Annotated in this window: 14 protein-coding genes and 3 pseudogenes; 4 read left to right on the forward strand and 13 right to left on the reverse strand. The window is 72.9% G+C overall.

Features of this window, described 5'->3' with window-relative positions:
• The first annotated feature begins 323 nt into the window (after positions 1 to 323).
• Positions 324 to 878 carry a hypothetical protein gene (locus VLY81_RS05975; protein ID WP_324670106.1) on the forward strand — a complete coding sequence of 185 codons (555 nt, stop codon included), beginning with the start codon at positions 324 to 326 and terminating at the stop codon, positions 876 to 878.
• Here VLY81_RS05975 and VLY81_RS05980 read toward each other — a convergent pair.
• A complete protein-coding gene (locus VLY81_RS05980; protein WP_324670107.1) occupies positions 862 to 1,062 on the reverse strand; it encodes a hypothetical protein in 201 nt (66 codons plus the stop codon). The genes VLY81_RS05975 and VLY81_RS05980 overlap by 17 nt on opposite strands.
• 476 nt (positions 1,063 to 1,538) lie before the next feature.
• Between VLY81_RS05980 and VLY81_RS05990 the strand changes: the two genes are divergently transcribed.
• Positions 1,539 to 1,919 (forward strand): class I SAM-dependent methyltransferase, encoded by a 381-nt coding sequence (locus VLY81_RS05990; protein ID WP_324670446.1) that lies wholly within the window; start codon positions 1,539 to 1,541, stop codon positions 1,917 to 1,919.
• On the opposite strand, the gene VLY81_RS05995 is transcribed toward VLY81_RS05990, so the two are convergent.
• The 7 genes from VLY81_RS05995 to VLY81_RS06025 form a co-directional block, all read right to left on the reverse strand.
• Positions 1,855 to 3,186 (reverse strand): hypothetical protein, encoded by a 1,332-nt coding sequence (locus VLY81_RS05995; RefSeq protein WP_324670108.1) that lies wholly within the window; start codon positions 3,184 to 3,186, stop codon positions 1,855 to 1,857. The genes VLY81_RS05990 and VLY81_RS05995 overlap by 65 nt on opposite strands.
• Entirely contained in the window at positions 3,156 to 3,449 is a 294-nt protein-coding gene (locus tag VLY81_RS06000; protein WP_324670109.1) for an iron-sulfur cluster assembly protein, read from the reverse strand. The genes VLY81_RS05995 and VLY81_RS06000 overlap by 31 nt, the downstream gene beginning before the upstream one ends.
• A 47-nt stretch (positions 3,450 to 3,496) precedes the next feature.
• The gene (locus VLY81_RS06005; RefSeq protein WP_324670110.1) at positions 3,497 to 4,732 is read right to left on the reverse strand and encodes an NAD(P)/FAD-dependent oxidoreductase; all 1,236 of its coding nucleotides are present in this window, start codon (positions 4,730 to 4,732) and stop codon (positions 3,497 to 3,499) included.
• Between the two features lie 102 nt (positions 4,733 to 4,834).
• On the reverse strand, positions 4,835 to 5,509 hold the full coding sequence (locus VLY81_RS06010; RefSeq protein WP_324670111.1) for a Crp/Fnr family transcriptional regulator: 675 nt from the start codon (positions 5,507 to 5,509) through the stop codon (positions 4,835 to 4,837).
• Positions 5,506 to 6,807: a sulfurtransferase TusA family protein gene (locus VLY81_RS06015; RefSeq protein ID WP_324670112.1), complete on the reverse strand. Its 1,302-nt coding sequence runs from the start codon at positions 6,805 to 6,807 to the stop codon at positions 5,506 to 5,508. The genes VLY81_RS06010 and VLY81_RS06015 overlap by 4 nt, the downstream gene beginning before the upstream one ends.
• A gap of 19 nt (positions 6,808 to 6,826) precedes the next feature.
• Positions 6,827 to 7,066, reverse strand: a complete 240-nt coding sequence (locus tag VLY81_RS06020) for a hypothetical protein (RefSeq protein ID WP_324670113.1) — start codon at positions 7,064 to 7,066, stop codon at positions 6,827 to 6,829.
• Between the two features lie 123 nt (positions 7,067 to 7,189).
• Positions 7,190 to 7,720, reverse strand: coding sequence for a hemerythrin domain-containing protein (locus VLY81_RS06025; RefSeq protein ID WP_324670114.1), 531 nt, complete (start codon positions 7,718 to 7,720; stop codon positions 7,190 to 7,192).
• Positions 7,721 to 7,960: 240 nt separating this feature from the next.
• Between VLY81_RS06025 and nirK the strand changes: the two genes are divergently transcribed.
• Positions 7,961 to 9,085, forward strand: a complete 1,125-nt coding sequence (gene nirK / locus VLY81_RS06030; RefSeq protein WP_324670115.1) for a copper-containing nitrite reductase — start codon at positions 7,961 to 7,963, stop codon at positions 9,083 to 9,085.
• Between the two features lie 133 nt (positions 9,086 to 9,218).
• Here the strand turns inward: nirK and VLY81_RS14915 are convergent.
• Positions 9,219 to 9,842, reverse strand: a pseudogene (locus tag VLY81_RS14915) (DUF8744 domain-containing protein); the annotation flags it as partial.
• Positions 9,843 to 9,945: 103 nt separating this feature from the next.
• On the opposite strand from VLY81_RS14915, the pseudogene VLY81_RS06035 reads away from it, so the two are divergent.
• Positions 9,946 to 11,061, forward strand: a pseudogene (locus tag VLY81_RS06035) (IS110 family RNA-guided transposase).
• Between the two features lie 455 nt (positions 11,062 to 11,516).
• Here VLY81_RS06035 and VLY81_RS14600 read toward each other — a convergent pair.
• From VLY81_RS14600 to VLY81_RS06050, 4 genes and pseudogenes are all read right to left on the reverse strand, one after another.
• Complete coding sequence (locus tag VLY81_RS14600) at positions 11,517 to 12,050, reverse strand: transposase (RefSeq protein ID WP_405001339.1); 534 nt, start codon at positions 12,048 to 12,050, stop codon at positions 11,517 to 11,519.
• Positions 12,013 to 13,116 (reverse strand): annotated as a pseudogene (locus VLY81_RS14605) (transposase); the annotation flags it as partial. The gene VLY81_RS14600 and the pseudogene VLY81_RS14605, both read right to left, overlap by 38 nt.
• Before the next feature lie 135 nt (positions 13,117 to 13,251).
• Entirely contained in the window at positions 13,252 to 13,734 is a 483-nt protein-coding gene (locus VLY81_RS06045) for a DUF8744 domain-containing protein (RefSeq protein ID WP_324670118.1), read from the reverse strand.
• Between the two features lie 51 nt (positions 13,735 to 13,785).
• Complete coding sequence (locus VLY81_RS06050) at positions 13,786 to 14,547, reverse strand: DUF2249 domain-containing protein (protein ID WP_324670119.1); 762 nt, start codon at positions 14,545 to 14,547, stop codon at positions 13,786 to 13,788.
• Between the last annotated feature and the right edge of the window lie 40 nt (positions 14,548 to 14,587).

A 14,587-nucleotide genomic window follows, 5' to 3' on the forward strand; every position in this document is an offset into this window, starting at 1 on the left:
GGTCATCCGGGCTACGTAGACGGCGCTTCGGCGGACCCCGTGCTCACTTACCCGTTCGGAAGTCTCCGTGACCGTCGTAAGCAGCAAACCGGCTCCGCCCATCACGTACAGGGCCATCGCGCGGTCTTTCCCACCGCTTGAGGCAAGGGAGGGCCCGGGATCGCCCGAGACGGCCGCCTGACCTCCCCCGGCAGGATGAGCGCTCCCGGGCCGTATGCCTCCCCGTGACGGCCATCACTGGCGGCGCCGGCGATACCTGGCACGATGGCAGTGGGGGGCTGCCCATGGGGCCAAGAGCAGGTGCCGGCTGGAAGGCTGCAGCGTTGGGCATGCTGGCGGCCGTCCTGCTGGGCGGCGCGCTCCTGCCGGGCGCCGTCGGGCGATGGGCGGGGACCGCGACCGAGGGCACTGGCCCCGAGGACCCGTCGGCCAAGATGACCGCCACCGTCGCGCCGGCCCAGGAGGTCCGAGGCCGGTCGCCCGACGGGCGTGCCACCTCCGGCGAAGCGACGGCCTACGAGGCGACGGTGGCCGTGGTCGGCGGCGACGCCGAGGCGTTTCAGCGCTCCCTGGCCGATGAGGGCTTCGCCCAGGCGCTGAGGCGGCGCATGGGCCTGGGCCCGGACCAGCCCATGCCCGACCACCGCATCCTCCTGCGCCCCGTCTCGGGCTCGCCCCTGGTGCTGGTCAGCGCGCAGACCCTGGACCCGGATCTGGCGAGCCGCCTCGCCCACGAGGCAGCCGCTTTGCTGGCGGAGCGAAGCTCGGGGCCGCCGGCCGGCTGGAGGCGCCAAGCCCAGGTGCTGGCCGCCACTTGCAGCCCGCCGGTGATGGTGCGCTGGGAGCGGTCCGACGGCCCCATCACCGGCGCCCGTTGAGGCCCGCGTAGACCTTGCGGGTGGCGCGGTACAGCCGCCGGAAGGCCCGGTACAGCTGGTCGTAGCGCTGCCGGTGGGCGGGGTCGGGGCGATAGACCCGTTCGATGGCCACGCGGTCGGCGGCCTCATCCCAGGTGAGCTGGCCCAGGGCCACCGCGGCCAGGATGGCGGCGGAAGCTTTCACGCACTACCTGGCGTGGGGCGAGAAGAGCCACTATAAGGCGCACTTCGAGAAGGTCGGTGACTATCGCTGGCGGTACAGCGTGCAGGTATGCGATTCCCCGCTTGTCGACACACGGGTGAGTAGACGACCGGTGGACCTCCTCCCCGACCGGTCCCCTGAGCCCCTTGCGGCGTGGCTGACCGCGCATCCGGGCGTTCAGGTCGTCGTGCGCGACCGGTTGGAGGCCTATGCACACGGGATCCGCCAGGGGGCGCCCGATGCGGTCCAGGTGCCGACCGGTGGCACCTGCTCAAGAACCTGGGCGAGGTGCTGGAGCGCTACTTCCAGACTCTCCGGTTGCCGCCCATGGAGGCTGCGTCGTCGACACCCGCCGCGACGACGGGAACCGGGCCGACCCCTGCGGCGACCCCTCGCCGTCGTGTCCTGGCGCAGGCCGCTCGCCGGCATCGCCGGCGCGGGCCGCATCTTCGAAGCCGATGCCCGGCAGGCGGCGCCCATCGAGGACGGGAGCATCGACCTGGTCGTCACCTCGCCCCCCGGCCCTGGCCGACCAGCGCCGGCGCCGCCGGGGCCACAAGCGCTACGACGCCATGATCGCCGCCTACTTCGCCGACATGCGCCAGGTCTGGCGGGCGCTGCGCCGGGTCTGCCGGCCGGGGGCGCGCGTCTGCTTCGTGGTGGGCGACTCGGCGCCCTACGGCGTCCACGTGCCCGTCGAGCGCTGGCTGCGGGAGCTGGTGGTGCAGGCAGGCTTTCGGGGCTGCCGCTTCGAGAAGCTCCGGGACCGCAACGTCAAGTGGAAGAACCGCAAGCACCGGGTCCCCCTGCACGAGGGACTCCTGTGGGTGACGGGCTGACGCCGGGCAGCCACAGCCCCATTGCTGCCACCCAGGCCGCCAGGGCGGCCCAGGCGGCCCCATGCAGCCCCCACGGCCCCCGCAGCGGCCCCGGCCAGAGGCCCGTCAGGGGCACCAGGCTGGCCAGCACCAGGGCGACGGCGGCCGCGAAGCGCCGGGTGCGGCGCGCCGGCAGCGGCATGCCCAGGGCCGCGGCCGCCGCCACCAGCCCCAGCGTCACACCGCCCAGGAGCAGCAGGTGCAGGTAGAGGATCCGCAGGCCCCACCGCTCGACCCAGATGGCCGCGCCGGGCCAGGCGATGACGGCCGAGGCGACGGCCTTGATACCCAGCGCTGCCAGCGCCAGCCGCCAGATGGGATCGGGCCGGCTGCGGCGCCAGAGGTCGGCCGTCAGCAGCAGCAATCCGACGCCGGCGGCCAGGCTGCCGGCGCCGGCCACCATCCGGGCGGGGGCCGGCACCCGCCAGAGGGGCACCCCCACCAGGAAGGCGAGGGGGATGCCAGCTGCCGCCAGGGCCAGCCCCCAGCGGGCCCAGGGCGACGGCGGGGCGTCGCGGCGGCTGTGCAGGAGCTGCCCCACCCCCAGCAGGGCCAGCACCATCCACCCGTCGCTGAAGACGTCGAGGAAGAGATGCACGGCCGCATCCTGCCAGAAGGGGTCCGTGACGCCGGCCGCGCCCAGCGCGGCTCGCCCCCAGGCCCCCAGGGAGGCCACGACCATCAAGGCCAGGGCCGTGGCCCACAGGCGGCGGGCCATCGCGGCCCCGCTCGACGGCGCCGGCCGGGGGAGGCCGGCCGTCTCGCCGCGATGCCAGGCGATGAAGGCGTACCACAGCACCATCGAGAGGCCCGAGGCGGCAGCCGCCAGGGGCACCCGGGCCCCGCCCAGGGGGACCGCCTCGTAGCCGAAGGCCGCGAAGAGCCCGTAGGCCAAGAGGGCCATGGCCACGGTGGCGCCGACGATGGCCCGGGCCATGCCCGGTCGGCGCAGGGGACGCCCCGTCGCCGAAGGCAAGAGCGCCGCCACCAGGGCGAAGAGCCACGGCGTCACCCAGCCCAGGTACATCAGGTGAGAGTGGGCGTGGCGCAGCCGGGCGAAGGCCAGCCCCGGCGGCAGCCCCCAGACGAGCCCGAACCGGAAGAGGACGCCCGTCGCGGCCGCCAGCACGAAGCAGCCCAGCGAAGCGGTCCAGGCATGCCGCAGCCACGGGAGGGCGGGCAGGCCGGGCCCGGGGGTCAGCCCAGGGGCCGCACCGGACGTGGCCATCGGCTCTCCGACGCCGGGCGGATCCGCACCCAGCGCACCCCATCGAGGGCCGCGACAGCCCGCTCCACCGCCGCGGCCAGCTCCTGCTGGCCCGACGGCGGCAGCGCCTCCAGCCGCAGCGTGACGGCGACCCGCCCTCCGCACTCGGCCACTTGGGTGACCAGGCCCTCGTCGACGATGCTGCGGCCGCTGCCGGGCTGCTGGATGCCGGCCAGGGCTTGCCAGATCTGGTCGCGCAGCTTGGGTGGTGTGGGCTCGCTCATCCTCTGCCTCCCCTCACGGCCCGGCGATGCCGGCGGCCGGCGGCCCCTCAAAGGGCGCCGTCGGGCAGCGGGTCCCGCTCCCAACGGGCCGGCATCACCGAGTCGACGACCACGGGCCCCACGCCCCGCCGCAGCAGGGCCCAGCCCCCCACGCCCCACAGGTGGCGGAGCATGACGGCCTCCTTCAGCGCGGCGGGCAGCCGCCCCTGCATCCGCAGGAGCCGGCCCGCCTCCAGCAGACCCCAGTTGGGCCCCAGCCCCAGCAGGTAGATGTTGCGCCCGGGCCGCCAGGATACCCCGGCCCTGCCGCGCAGCCGGGCCACCACGTTGCGCGCCACCACCCGGGCCTGCGTCTCGGCCCGGTGGGCGGAGGGCTCGGCCGCCTCGGGGCCCAGCTGGGGCACGTAGGCGCAGTCGCCCAGGGCGAAGAGGCCGTCGAAGCCGGGGACGGCCAGCTTCGCCGTCACCGGCACCCGCCCCGTCTCGTCGGTGAGGCCGGCCTCGGCCAGCACCGCAGGCGCCTGCAGGCTCCCGATGGTCCAGATGACGGTCCCGGCCGTAACGACACGCCCGTCGGCCAGGCGCAGCCCTGTGCCGTCGGCCTGTTCGACGGCCGCCTCCGTCGTCACCTCGACGCCCAGCCGCTGCAGGTGGCGGGCCGCGGCCCGAGCGGCCCACGGGCTGAGGCGGGGCAACAGCCGCGGCTGGGCCTCCACCAGCCGCACCAGCCCCTGGGCCTCCTGCCCCAGGGCCCGGTGCAGCCGGTTCTGGATCTCGGCGGCCACCTCGACGCCGATGAAGCCGCCGCCCACGACGGCCACCGACAGATCCACGGGCCGCCCCCGGCCGCGGGCCGCCAGCAGGAACTGCAGGCGCCGCCGGATGCCGCAGGCCTGGTCGAAGCTCCAGACCGACAGGGCCTCCTGGCCGGCGGCCAGCAGCCGCTGGGGCGGCCGGGTCTCGGCGCCCATGGCCAGCACCAGCACGTCGGCGTCGATGCCGCCGCCCTCCCACTCGACCCGCCGGGCGGCCGCATCGATGCCGGTCACCTCGTAGGTCGCCACCCGCACCGGCAGTCCGGCCAGCAGGGGCGCCACGGGCACCCTGACGGCGCAGGCGATGCGGCCGCCCAGGGCCTGCGGCAGCTTGGGCCGCAGCGTGTGGTAGCCGAAGCGGTCCACCAGGACGATCTCGGCCTCGTGAGGCTCGAGCCAGCGGCCCAGCTGCCGGGCCACTGCGATGCCCCCGAAGCCCGCTCCCACGATGACGATGCGCTTCCTCACGGGTGGGCCTCCTCTCGCCGCCCACCTGCCGGTGGCCGGCTCGTGACGTGGCTCGCCTCGTCGGCTGAGCCCATCGTCGCGCCGGGGCCGCGCCGGCGTCCGTCACAGAAGTTGCACAGCATCCTGCAGCACCTCGGGACGGAGGATCTCGATGGCGCCTCGCCGCACCCGGATGGCCCCGGCCGACTGCAGCTCGGCCAGGGCCCGGCCCACTACCTGGCGCACTGTGCCCAGCATGGAGGCCACCTCCTCCTGGGAGAGGCGGCAGACAGGCTGGCCGCTCTGCCACTGCGCCAGCAGGAAGGCGGCCAGGCGGGTGCGGACGTCGAAGAGGGTGGCCTGCTCGAAGCGGCTCATGGCGAAGCGCAGCTTCTGGGCCATAGCCCGCATGATGCGGGTGTCCACCTCGGGGTGGCGGCGCAGCAGCGGCGCCAGGGCCTGGCGGGGCACCAGCAGGATCCGGGAGTCGACGGCGGCGATGGCGGTGGAGGGGTTCTCGCCGCCCTCCAGGGCGCCCACCTCGCCGAAGGTCTCGTAGGGCTCGAAGAACTTGATGATCAGCTCCCGGCCCTGGGGGGAGAAGCGCACCGCCTTGACCCGGCCGGCCGCCACGCACCAGAGCCCGGCCGCCGGCTGCCCCTGGCTGAAGATGACCTCGGAGGCCCGGTAGAGGCGCAGGTGGGCCGAAGAGGCCAGCTCCTCGATCTCCTCGGGCGCCAGCGTCTCGAAGTAGGGGATCTGGCGCAGGATGGCGGCCGGGTCCGGGTGGGCCGTCACGGCGGGCCCATCCCTCCCGCCGCGACGGCCTGGGCCAGGGGCCGCTCGGGACTCCCGTCGCCCTCCCCCGGAGCCGGCCGCCTGGCGGGGCCCTTGCGTATGAGGAAGCGGTAGCTGGGCCACAAGAGCCGCCACCGTCCCGTGCGGTCACGCTGCACCAGGGTGTGCCCCTCGAGCTCGAGCCAGGCCGGCAGCTCCCACCAGGCGATGGGATCGGTGCTGAGCACCGTCAACAGCTCGCCTTCGCGGAGGGCCTCCAGCTCCCGGCGGATGTGGACGAACCCCGCGCAGGCTCGCCCGCGGTTGTCGAGGGTGCGCATCGGCTGGCGAGCCCCGGGGCCGCTCTGCAGCTCCCTCAGGTCGCACATACCCCGGATGGGGGAGCAGGCCCGCCACAGCGGGCAGGTGATGAAGATGCCGACCAGGGCCACCACCAGCCCCAGCTTCAGCAGGATCACCCGGCCCCACGGCGACTCCGCCAGCCCCAGCAGGGTGCCGCCGCCATAGGGGAGGGCCTGCAGCAGCCCGGTTACCAGCAGCGTCGGCAAGAGCAGGCGCACCGCCCAGCGGAACCGCTCCAGCTGGTGGGCCGCCGCCACCACCACGGAGGGCGTGGGCTCCTGGCGCGCGGTGGGGATGGCCACCGCCAGGTTCCAGGCCGCCCCGCCCATCCAGAGGCCGAAGGCCACCACGTGTAGGGGCCGCAGCAGCAGGGCCGATGCGAACTGGGGGAAGGTGAGGTGGGCATCGAGCACGGCGGTGATGGCCAGGGTTAGGGTGGCGGCGGCCATGAGCAGCCGGCCCCGCAGGCGCCCGGGCACCGGCCGACCACCGGGCTCGTGGTCCAAGGGCCACGACGCCACAGTCAGGCTCCCGGCCAGCAGCAACACGTTGACCGCCAGCAGGCCCCGCGCCACCGCATCGTGGCTGGAGCGCTGGAGGAAGAAGAGCAGGTGCGGGCTGGTGGCCAGGCCCAGGGCCGCCGCGCCGGCCATGATGGGACGGTAGCGCCTCACCATGGCCGCCCCGAAGGCGGCCACCGCCTCGGGATCCTCCGCGTCGGGCTCGGACCGCACGAACCAGCCCCACCACATGGCCCCTCCGGCCAGCCAGCCCAGGGAGGCCAGGTGCAGCCAGCGCACCAGGCCCAGCTCCCAGGGGGCCCCGTGGGTGGCCATGGTCAAGAGGGTGCCAGCCAGCGAGGCGGCAGCGATGAAGGTCATGGCCAGCTTGGGCAAGGCATGGCGGTCCAGCAGGCCCTGCTGGACCGCCACCGGCGCCCGCGCAGATGCTCGCACGGCGCTCACGTCTGCCACCTCACCGCTCGACCAGGGCGTCCTGGGCCTTGGCCTCGCGCTCGGCAGCCTCGTTGAGCTCCTCGATGAGGCCGTCGATGTCGTGCAGCCCGCACCAGTCCTCGGCGTCCTCGATGGAGTTGAGGTCGTACATGCCCTGGCACCGCTCCAGGGGGTTGATGCCGTGACGGGCGAAGATAGCCGGCGCCTCCCGGGAGCTCTCCACGGCCTCCTTGACCAGGGTCTGGCGGGTGATCCGCATCGTGCTCTCTCCCTTCGCCGTCCCGGCCCGCCGCAGCCCGGCGGGCCGGGTCGCCTCTGCGGCTCCAGTCTGGATCGGGGGGCGCCACGTGGTCTGCAACTTATGTGACGTTCCAATGACGTCCTAGCTGCCGTCGGTCGCCTGCTGCGGCGCCGGGGGGCCATCGCCGGACCGGGCGGCCAGGGCCCGGGCCTGGACCTCGAGCTCGGCCCACTGCTGCGGCGTCAGGCGGGCCAGGGCCTCCTGGAAGATGTGCCGCTCCTCGATCTCGAAGTGGGACTCGCAATACCACAGAAGCCGGTCCGCCAGCTCGGGCGCGCCGTCGGGCAGCTGCCCCGGCGTCTGCAGCAGCTGGCCCAGCACCTCGTCGATGTCGTCGTGTTGCATCAGGTAACCCGTCAGCGCCGCCGGCCCCAGGAGGTCGGCCATGGCCGCGAAGAGCGTCTCGTCCTCCACATGGGCATGCAGCCGCAGCCGCTCGGCCAGGGCCGCCAGCTCCTGCCAGGCCCGCTCCGCCGGGGCGCCGGGCAGGCCCTCGACCCACGCCTGCAGAGCCGGCAGGAGCTCGCGGTGCTCCTCGAGCAGGCGCTCCAACAGGGCGGGCTGGGCAGCATGGGCGGGGCCGGAGTCCGGCGCGGTGGTGGCCAAGGCCATCTCCCCCTCCTGGAAGGCCCTATTTGCACTGTATCAACAGGGCCCTTCGCTCCCACTGAACACACGATAAACGGTAGCCAACCTCTTATCTGTGACGTCCGTCACGAAGACCCATGGCCGCCGTCACAGCCCACGGGGTGGCGGCGTGCTACGGTGAGGCGGGATAGACGGGGGTCCCGCCCCGAGGGGGCAGCGGGACGGCTGCCATCTTGGAGCGACGGGGAAGGTGGGATGGACCCCATGCTCGAGTCGAAGCGCCGAGCCCATCCGCGAAGCACCTGGGTGATGAGGGGAGCCGCAGCCTCGCTGCTCTTGGCCGCCGCCGTCGCGGCCGTGGTGGTGACGGCCCCCTGGCAGGGAGCGGCGCCCGGCGGTGCCGGCGATGGCGCCATCGCGCCCGCTCAGGCCGCGGCGGCCCCGGCGCCGAGGGGCCTGGCCGAGGTGGAGGCGCTACCGACCGCCCCCAAGAGCGCACCGCCCCACGTGCCGCCGCCCATCGATCGCAAGGGGCCGGCCACGCTGCGGGTCGACCTGGAGGCCGTCGAGACCACGATGCAGCTGGCCGACGGGGTGGAGTACACGTTCTGGACCTTCGACGGCACCGTGCCCGGGCCCATGATCCGGGTGCGCGAAGGCGACACGGTGGTGGTCCGGGTCACCAACCGGGACGGCAGCACCGCGCCCCACTCCATCGACCTGCACGCCGTGACCGGTACGGGAGGCGGCGCCATCTACACGCAGACGATGGCGGGCGGGGCCACGGCCTTCGTCTTCAAGGCCCTGGCGCCGGGCCTCTACGTCTACCACTGCGCCACGGCGCCCATCCCGATGCACATCGCCAACGGGATGTACGGCATGATCCTGGTGGAGCCCGCCGATGGGCTACCGCCGGTGGACCGCGAGTACTACGTCATGCAGCAGGAGGTCTACACGGCCGCCCCCTACGGGCAGAAGGGCCTGCAGACCTTCGACTGGCAGGCGCTGTGGGACGAGCCTCCCGAGTACGTGGTCTTCAACGGCCGGGTGGGCTCCCTGGCCGGAGGCTCGGTCCTCCGGGCCCGCACCGGCGAGACGGTGCGGATCTACTTCGGGGTGGGCGGCCCCAACCTCACCTCCAGCTTCCACGTCATCGGCGAGATCTTCGACCGGGTCTACATGCTGGGCTCCCTCACGGCGCCGCCCCTCACCGACGTGCAGACGGTGCTGGTGCCCCCCGGCGGGTCGGTGGTGGTCGACTTCGCGGTGGAGGTACCGGGCCGCTACACGCTGGTCGACCACGCCCTGGGGCGCATCCACAAGGGCGCCATCGGCGAACTGGTGGTGGAGGGGCCGGAGCGGCCCGACCTGTTCCGCCCGCTGCGCTGACGGCACCCGAAGCGGCGCCCTCACGGGGCGGATGCATCGAGGCGCCTCGCTCCGGCGAGGCGCCTCGCCGTTTGCGGGGACTGGCGGCCCGGCGACGCGCGGCGCGACGCGCCTGGCGCACGGCCAGGGCCGTCTGCAGCAGGAAGAGGAGCACGGCCACCATGTTGAGCAGGCCGCCCCACTGCCGGGCCGGGATGGCCACGGCCAGGTCGCCGGCGATGCGCAGCAGCAGCGAGGCGTGCAGGAGCGCCAGGTGCAGGTAGAAGCGGGGCGAGAAGGCCACGGTGACGCCCAGCACTCCGGGCAGGATGACAGGGGCGTGGCCGAAGATCATGGAGAGCACGAAGCCGACGAAGACCGTGTGGAGCATCGCGTCGTAGAAGACGCCCCCGCCGAACCAGCGGGCCCCCAGCGCCCAGCTGATGCCGCCCAGGGCGAGCCAGGCGTATCCGGGCAGCAGGCACCAGGCGATGTAGCGGGTGAGGCCCTGCAGGCGCACCGTCCGCCAGGCGACGTCGAAGCGGGCCAGCCACAGCCCCAGGCCCGCCATGCCCAGCCCCGCCAGCCGGACCCCGGCCTCGAGCCGCACGGCCGAGAGCAGGGCCCCGGCCCCCAGCAGGGCGGCCGAGAGGAGGAAGGCGGCGTCGACCAGGCCCCGGGCCGGGCGCAGGTGGGCCAGCTCCAGGCGCTCGCCGGCGATGGTCAGCACCAGGAAGGCCGCCCACCACGGCACCAGGGCCGGCACCGCCACCCCCACCCACCAGGCTAGTTAGGATGAACGAGGCCGGCCCCCGTTCACGACGAACGTAGGTTACGTCCCCAGAGGGACGCAGAGCTACAGCGTGAAGGAGGCCGGCGACGTGGATCATATCACGAAGTTCGTAAGCCTGGACGTCTCGAAGGAGACCATCGCTGTGGCCGTGGCCGAGCGGGGGACCGCCCCGCCCCAGTACCTGGGCAGCGTGGCGAACACGCCCGAGGCCGTGCGCAAGCTGGTGAGGCGGCTGGGCAAGCCGGAGCAGCTCTTGGCGTGCTACGAGGCGGGGCCCACCGGCTACGGGCTGTACCGGCTCTTGAGCCGGCTGGGGGTGCGATGCCTCGTGGTGGCGCCGTCGCTGACGCCCGTGCGGCCCGGCGACCAGGTGAAGACCGACCGGCGCGACGCCCTGCGGCTGGCCCAGTTGCTGCGAGCCGGCGAGCTGACGCCGGTCTGGGTACCCGGCGAGGAGGAAGAGGCGCTGCGAGACCTGGTGCGGGCCCGGGAAGGCGCCAAGCGGGACCTGAAGCGTGCCCGCCAGGAGCTGAGCAGCTTCCTGTTGCGTCACGGCATCGCTGCGCCGAAAGGCACGAAGCGGTGGTCCCGGATGTTCCTGCGCTGGCTCGATACGCTGAGCTTCCCGCCGGGCCACCCAGGTGGCTTATCAGGAGTACGTGGAGGCCGTGCGGGCTCAGCAGGCCCGGGTGGATCGGCTGGAGGCGGAGATCCATGCGCTGGCCACTGAAAGCCGCCAGGCGCCGGTCATCCAGGCGTTGCAGGCCCTCAAAGGGGTCGGGGAGGTGACGGCGGTGACGCTGGCAGCCGAGATCGGGAGTTCTCCCGTTTCGCAGCCCGGCCCAGTTGATGGCCTACGCGGGCTGGTGCCCGCGAGCACTCCAGCGGGGCTCAGACCCGGCGGGGCGGGATCACCAAGACCGGCAACGCCCATGTTCGGTTCGTGCTGGGGGAAGCGGCCTGGGCGTATCGCCACCGCCCCGCCGTGAAGGCTCCCTTGCGGAGCCGGCAACAAGGGGTCGACCCGGAAGTCTTGCGCATCTCGCTGAAGGCACAACAACGGCTGCATCGGAAGTACTGGCGCCTGCTCGGCCGGGGCAAGCCCGCCACGATCGCGGCCACCGCGGTGGCCCGTGAGTTGCTGGGGTTTGCCTGGGCTGTTGCATGCCACGTCGAGGCGCAGCAGGCTCGGAGGGCCGCCTGACAGGAGGGCTGAGGTCGGAACCAGAAGGCTCTACAGGGATCCGGCCGACCGGGTGAGCCGGAACCAACCGGGGACCGGTGGGGGGAATCCTCGAGTCTCCTATGCACACGGCGCCTGAAGCCGCACGTGCGTCCCTAGTTCGAGGCAGCTCCCCGACGGATGGCGTAAGATGCGGTAGCCAACCCGCGGATATCAGAGTGCCAACCGTCGACGACATCCCCGGCCCGGCTCCACCCCGGCGGATCACGATGGGGGTTGACGGCCTCGTTCATATCAGGTGACTGCTCGGTTTCCTGTTGAATCGGGCCTTTGGTAGGGGGTTTGAAAGGTCAGGCATGCGGCCAGCGGGTTCGAGCTCGACCCAATCGCGGCCTTCGACGGGAGGGCGGAGCGCGTCGTGCTGCCTTTCCAACCCCCGGTTTCCCTTCTCTTTTCCTTGTCTTCCAGCTTCTTACTCATGCGGGGCCCACCACCCCCACGGGTGGCCCGGCGGCCATCACCTCCTTGATGTTGTGGTTGATGGCGGCCAGCAGGAGCTGGAAGCGCACCTTGATGCGACCCCAGTAGCGCGCCTTGCGGGCCCCGTGGGTCTTGAGCTGCCGCACGATGCGCTCGATGCGGGCCCGCAGCCGGTAGCGCTCCCGAAAGGCCGGGGTGCGCTGGTACGCCCGAGCCTGCCGCAGCTCGACCTCGTAGGGGTGGATCGTGACCTGACGGGCCGCCGCCGGCGTGCAGCGGGCCTTGAGGGGACAGGCCCCGCAGGCCTCGGCCGCAAAGCTCACCACGAACCCCTTGTGGTGCTGCAGTCGGCCCGGGTCGAAGCGGACCGTCTGCCCTGCGGGGCAGGTGAGCGTGCCGGCGTCGGCGTCCAGGGCGAAGGCCTCCTTCGAGAAGTACCCCTCCCGGTTCGTCGCCGGGGCGCCTTGGCCACGATGAGGGTCCCTTCTCGGCCTGGCGCCGGGCGCGCTCGACGTCGAAGTACGCCTGATCGCCCAGCACCTCCGCGGGGCGGTGGCCGTGCCGCTCCTGGTCGTCCAGCATCGCCTCCAGCCTCGCGTCGTCCGGTGCGTTGGCGGGCGTCACCGCGACGGCGGTGACCAGCCGGTGGCCCTCGCCGCCCGTCATCAGATGGGCTTCGTAGCCGTCTGCCCGGTTCGAGGCCGTCTTGTGGCCATGGCGCATCTCGGGGTCGACCACCGAGATGACCCGGTCCTTGGCCACCCCCTGCTTGAGGCGGACCGTCCCGTCCGGGTCCCGCTCGATGTCCTGGGTGGCCACCCGCTCCAGCAGGTCCACCATGGCCTTCAAGTCCTCGGGCACCTTCGCAAGCGCCCGCGCCGCCGCCACCAGGGCCAACGCGTCGTCGACCAGCGCCTGGAGCAGCTGTCGGCGGGCCTCGGCGTCGTCCCAGTCGATCCGGGGCTTGCCCGGCTGGTGGTAATCGGTGCGCTTCAGTACCGCCGAAAGCGGACCGTCCAGCTCGTGCATCCGGGCCACCGCCAGGACCCGCACGATACCCTTGCGGATGAGGGTGTAGGTGTCCTGCACGGCGGCCCCGCCGTGGATGAGAAAGGAATCGACGATCTGGGAGCGCTCCGGCGAAAACAGCCCCGCCTGCTTGGCCGAGGCCAGGGTCCTCTCCAGCATGGCCGCCGCGATGCCATGCTGCAAGAAGCGCCGGCGGTGGTCGCACAGCGTCACCGCATCGATGCCCTCAAAGTCCCGCCCCGCCAAAATCGCCAGCTTCACCCGGTCATCGAAGCGGGATTCCTGCTCCATCTCCCGGTCCGAGTAGCCCTTCTCCATCTGGATCAACAGCGCCAGAAACGTGCGGACCGGGCTCACCGAAGGCCTTCCGGTGCGGGCGTCAAACAGCGGAGCAAACATCGATTCGTCCAGGTTCTGCACCGCCCAGTCGTGGAGCCGCCACCAGTAGGAGTCCTTGGGGATGCGCTGTCGCCAGGTGACGTCGTCGAAGGTGGTCTGCCGGTTGCGCCGGCCCAGCACGCCGCTCCACTCCCTGCCCGGAGGTGGTTTCCAGCCGCATCGTACCACGAAAACGGGCGTGAACGCAAGAGCGGTGCAGCAATACAAAGCTACAGAAAGCTCATAGAGGTGTATCAATGGTTACTGTCCAAGAAAGCCCTCCGGCGTTCATCATCGACTTTCTATTCTTCAAACCCCATCAGCTCATACCCCGTGGGGTACGGTTTCCGAGCGGTCACCTAGGACGCCGCCCATCCAGGCCAGGGTGCCGGCCAGCAGCACGGCGTTGGGCCGGTCCGGGCGGATCCGGTAGATGACGACGAAGACGGCCACCAGCGCCGCCGCGCCGGCGAGGAAGGCGAGGGCCACCAGGCTGGAGGGCGCCCCCGCCAGCAGCAGGAGGCTGCCCGCGCCTGCCAGGGCCGGCGCCAGGTAGGCCCAGGGGCGCCCCAGGCCCACGGCCCGCTCCAGGCTGATGAGGGTGCCCAGGAAGCCGGCCACCATCAGCGGCCCGTGGGCGGCGGCCAGGGTGCCGGGCAGGGGGATGCGCCAGCCCATCCGCACCAGACCGGCCAGCATGCCCAGGATGAGGGCGCCGCCCCCGGCCACCATGGCAGCCAGGCGCAAGGGGGCAGCCGGCGGCGTGCGGCCTCGACGGGGTGCAGCGGCATCACGGGACGGCTTCACCAGCATCGCCCTCCCATCGGGTCGCGCGTCGTGGCGGCGGCGCCGGGCGCCTCAGGCGCCGGGCTTGCCGATGCGCACCCGCCAGACCTCGGGGCCCGACTCCAGGTACTCCCAGGTGAAGCGGCCGGGCAGCTCCGCGGCGAACTGGTAGTAGAGCGGCTTGGGGTCGTGGTCGTTGACCAGCACGAAGCCCTCTCCCGGGCCGAGGCGCTGGTAGGTCTCGAAGATGAGCGGGTGGCGCATGGGCGGCGGGATGGGCCGCACATCCAGCACGGCGTCGGCGGCGTGGGCGCCATCCGGCCCCGCCGGGGCCTGGCTATCGGCCGGCTCGTGCATGGCCTCCAGCAGCCGGCGCTGCTCGGCCTCGGAGAGGTGAGCCTCCACCAGCGGCAGGTAGATCCGCTCCTCCTTCTCGAGGTGCAGGTGCAGGATGGCGGCCAGCTGGAGGGCCAACTGGTGCAGCCGGCGCAGCGCCCCGGCACGGGAGGGCTCGGCGGCGTCGGCCGCGGCTCGGGCTGCCGCCTCGACCTCCCGGATGTAGCGCTCGATGTACTCGTGATCGATGGACATGGTGGCGCTGGCGCGGCCGTAGCGCGCCACCAGCGGGTCGACGGCCGGGTAGAGGGCCCGCTCCTCTCCCCGGGCGTGGGGCAAGAGCGCCCCCCGCAGCCACTGCACCAGGGCCTGAGCCTGGGCGGAGCCGTCGACGCCCTGGGCGGCGGCCGATGAGAGGCCGGCCAGGGAGCGCTCCAGCTCTTGCAGGAGCTGACGGTGGTGGTCGCGGATGGCCTGGGTCGGACCGTGGGTCGACATCGGACGAGCCCCCTTCTCATGATACCGGGTGACGATGAAC

This window comes from Limnochorda sp. LNt, from assembly GCF_035593265.1.
Taxonomy (GTDB): Bacteria; Bacillota; Limnochordia; order Limnochordales; family Geochordaceae; genus Geochorda; species Geochorda subterranea.

Bases quoted from the DNA above. Each gene is read 5' to 3' on its own strand.
- VLY81_RS05990 (WP_324670446.1), top strand. From the start codon at position 1,539: ATGCCCGGCAGGCGGCGCCCATCGAGGACGGGAGCATCGACCTGGTCG.
- VLY81_RS05995 (WP_324670108.1), bottom strand. From the start codon at position 3,186: ATGGCCACGTCCGGTGCGGCCCCTGGGCTGACCCCCGGGCCCGGCCTG.
- VLY81_RS06000 (WP_324670109.1), bottom strand. From the start codon at position 3,449: ATGAGCGAGCCCACACCACCCAAGCTGCGCGACCAGATCTGGCAAGCC.
- VLY81_RS06020 (WP_324670113.1), bottom strand. From the start codon at position 7,066: ATGCGGATCACCCGCCAGACCCTGGTCAAGGAGGCCGTGGAGAGCTCC.
- VLY81_RS06025 (WP_324670114.1), bottom strand. From the start codon at position 7,720: ATGGCCTTGGCCACCACCGCGCCGGACTCCGGCCCCGCCCATGCTGCC.
- nirK (WP_324670115.1), top strand. From the start codon at position 7,961: ATGCTCGAGTCGAAGCGCCGAGCCCATCCGCGAAGCACCTGGGTGATG.
- VLY81_RS06050 (WP_324670119.1), bottom strand. From the start codon at position 14,547: ATGTCGACCCACGGTCCGACCCAGGCCATCCGCGACCACCACCGTCAG.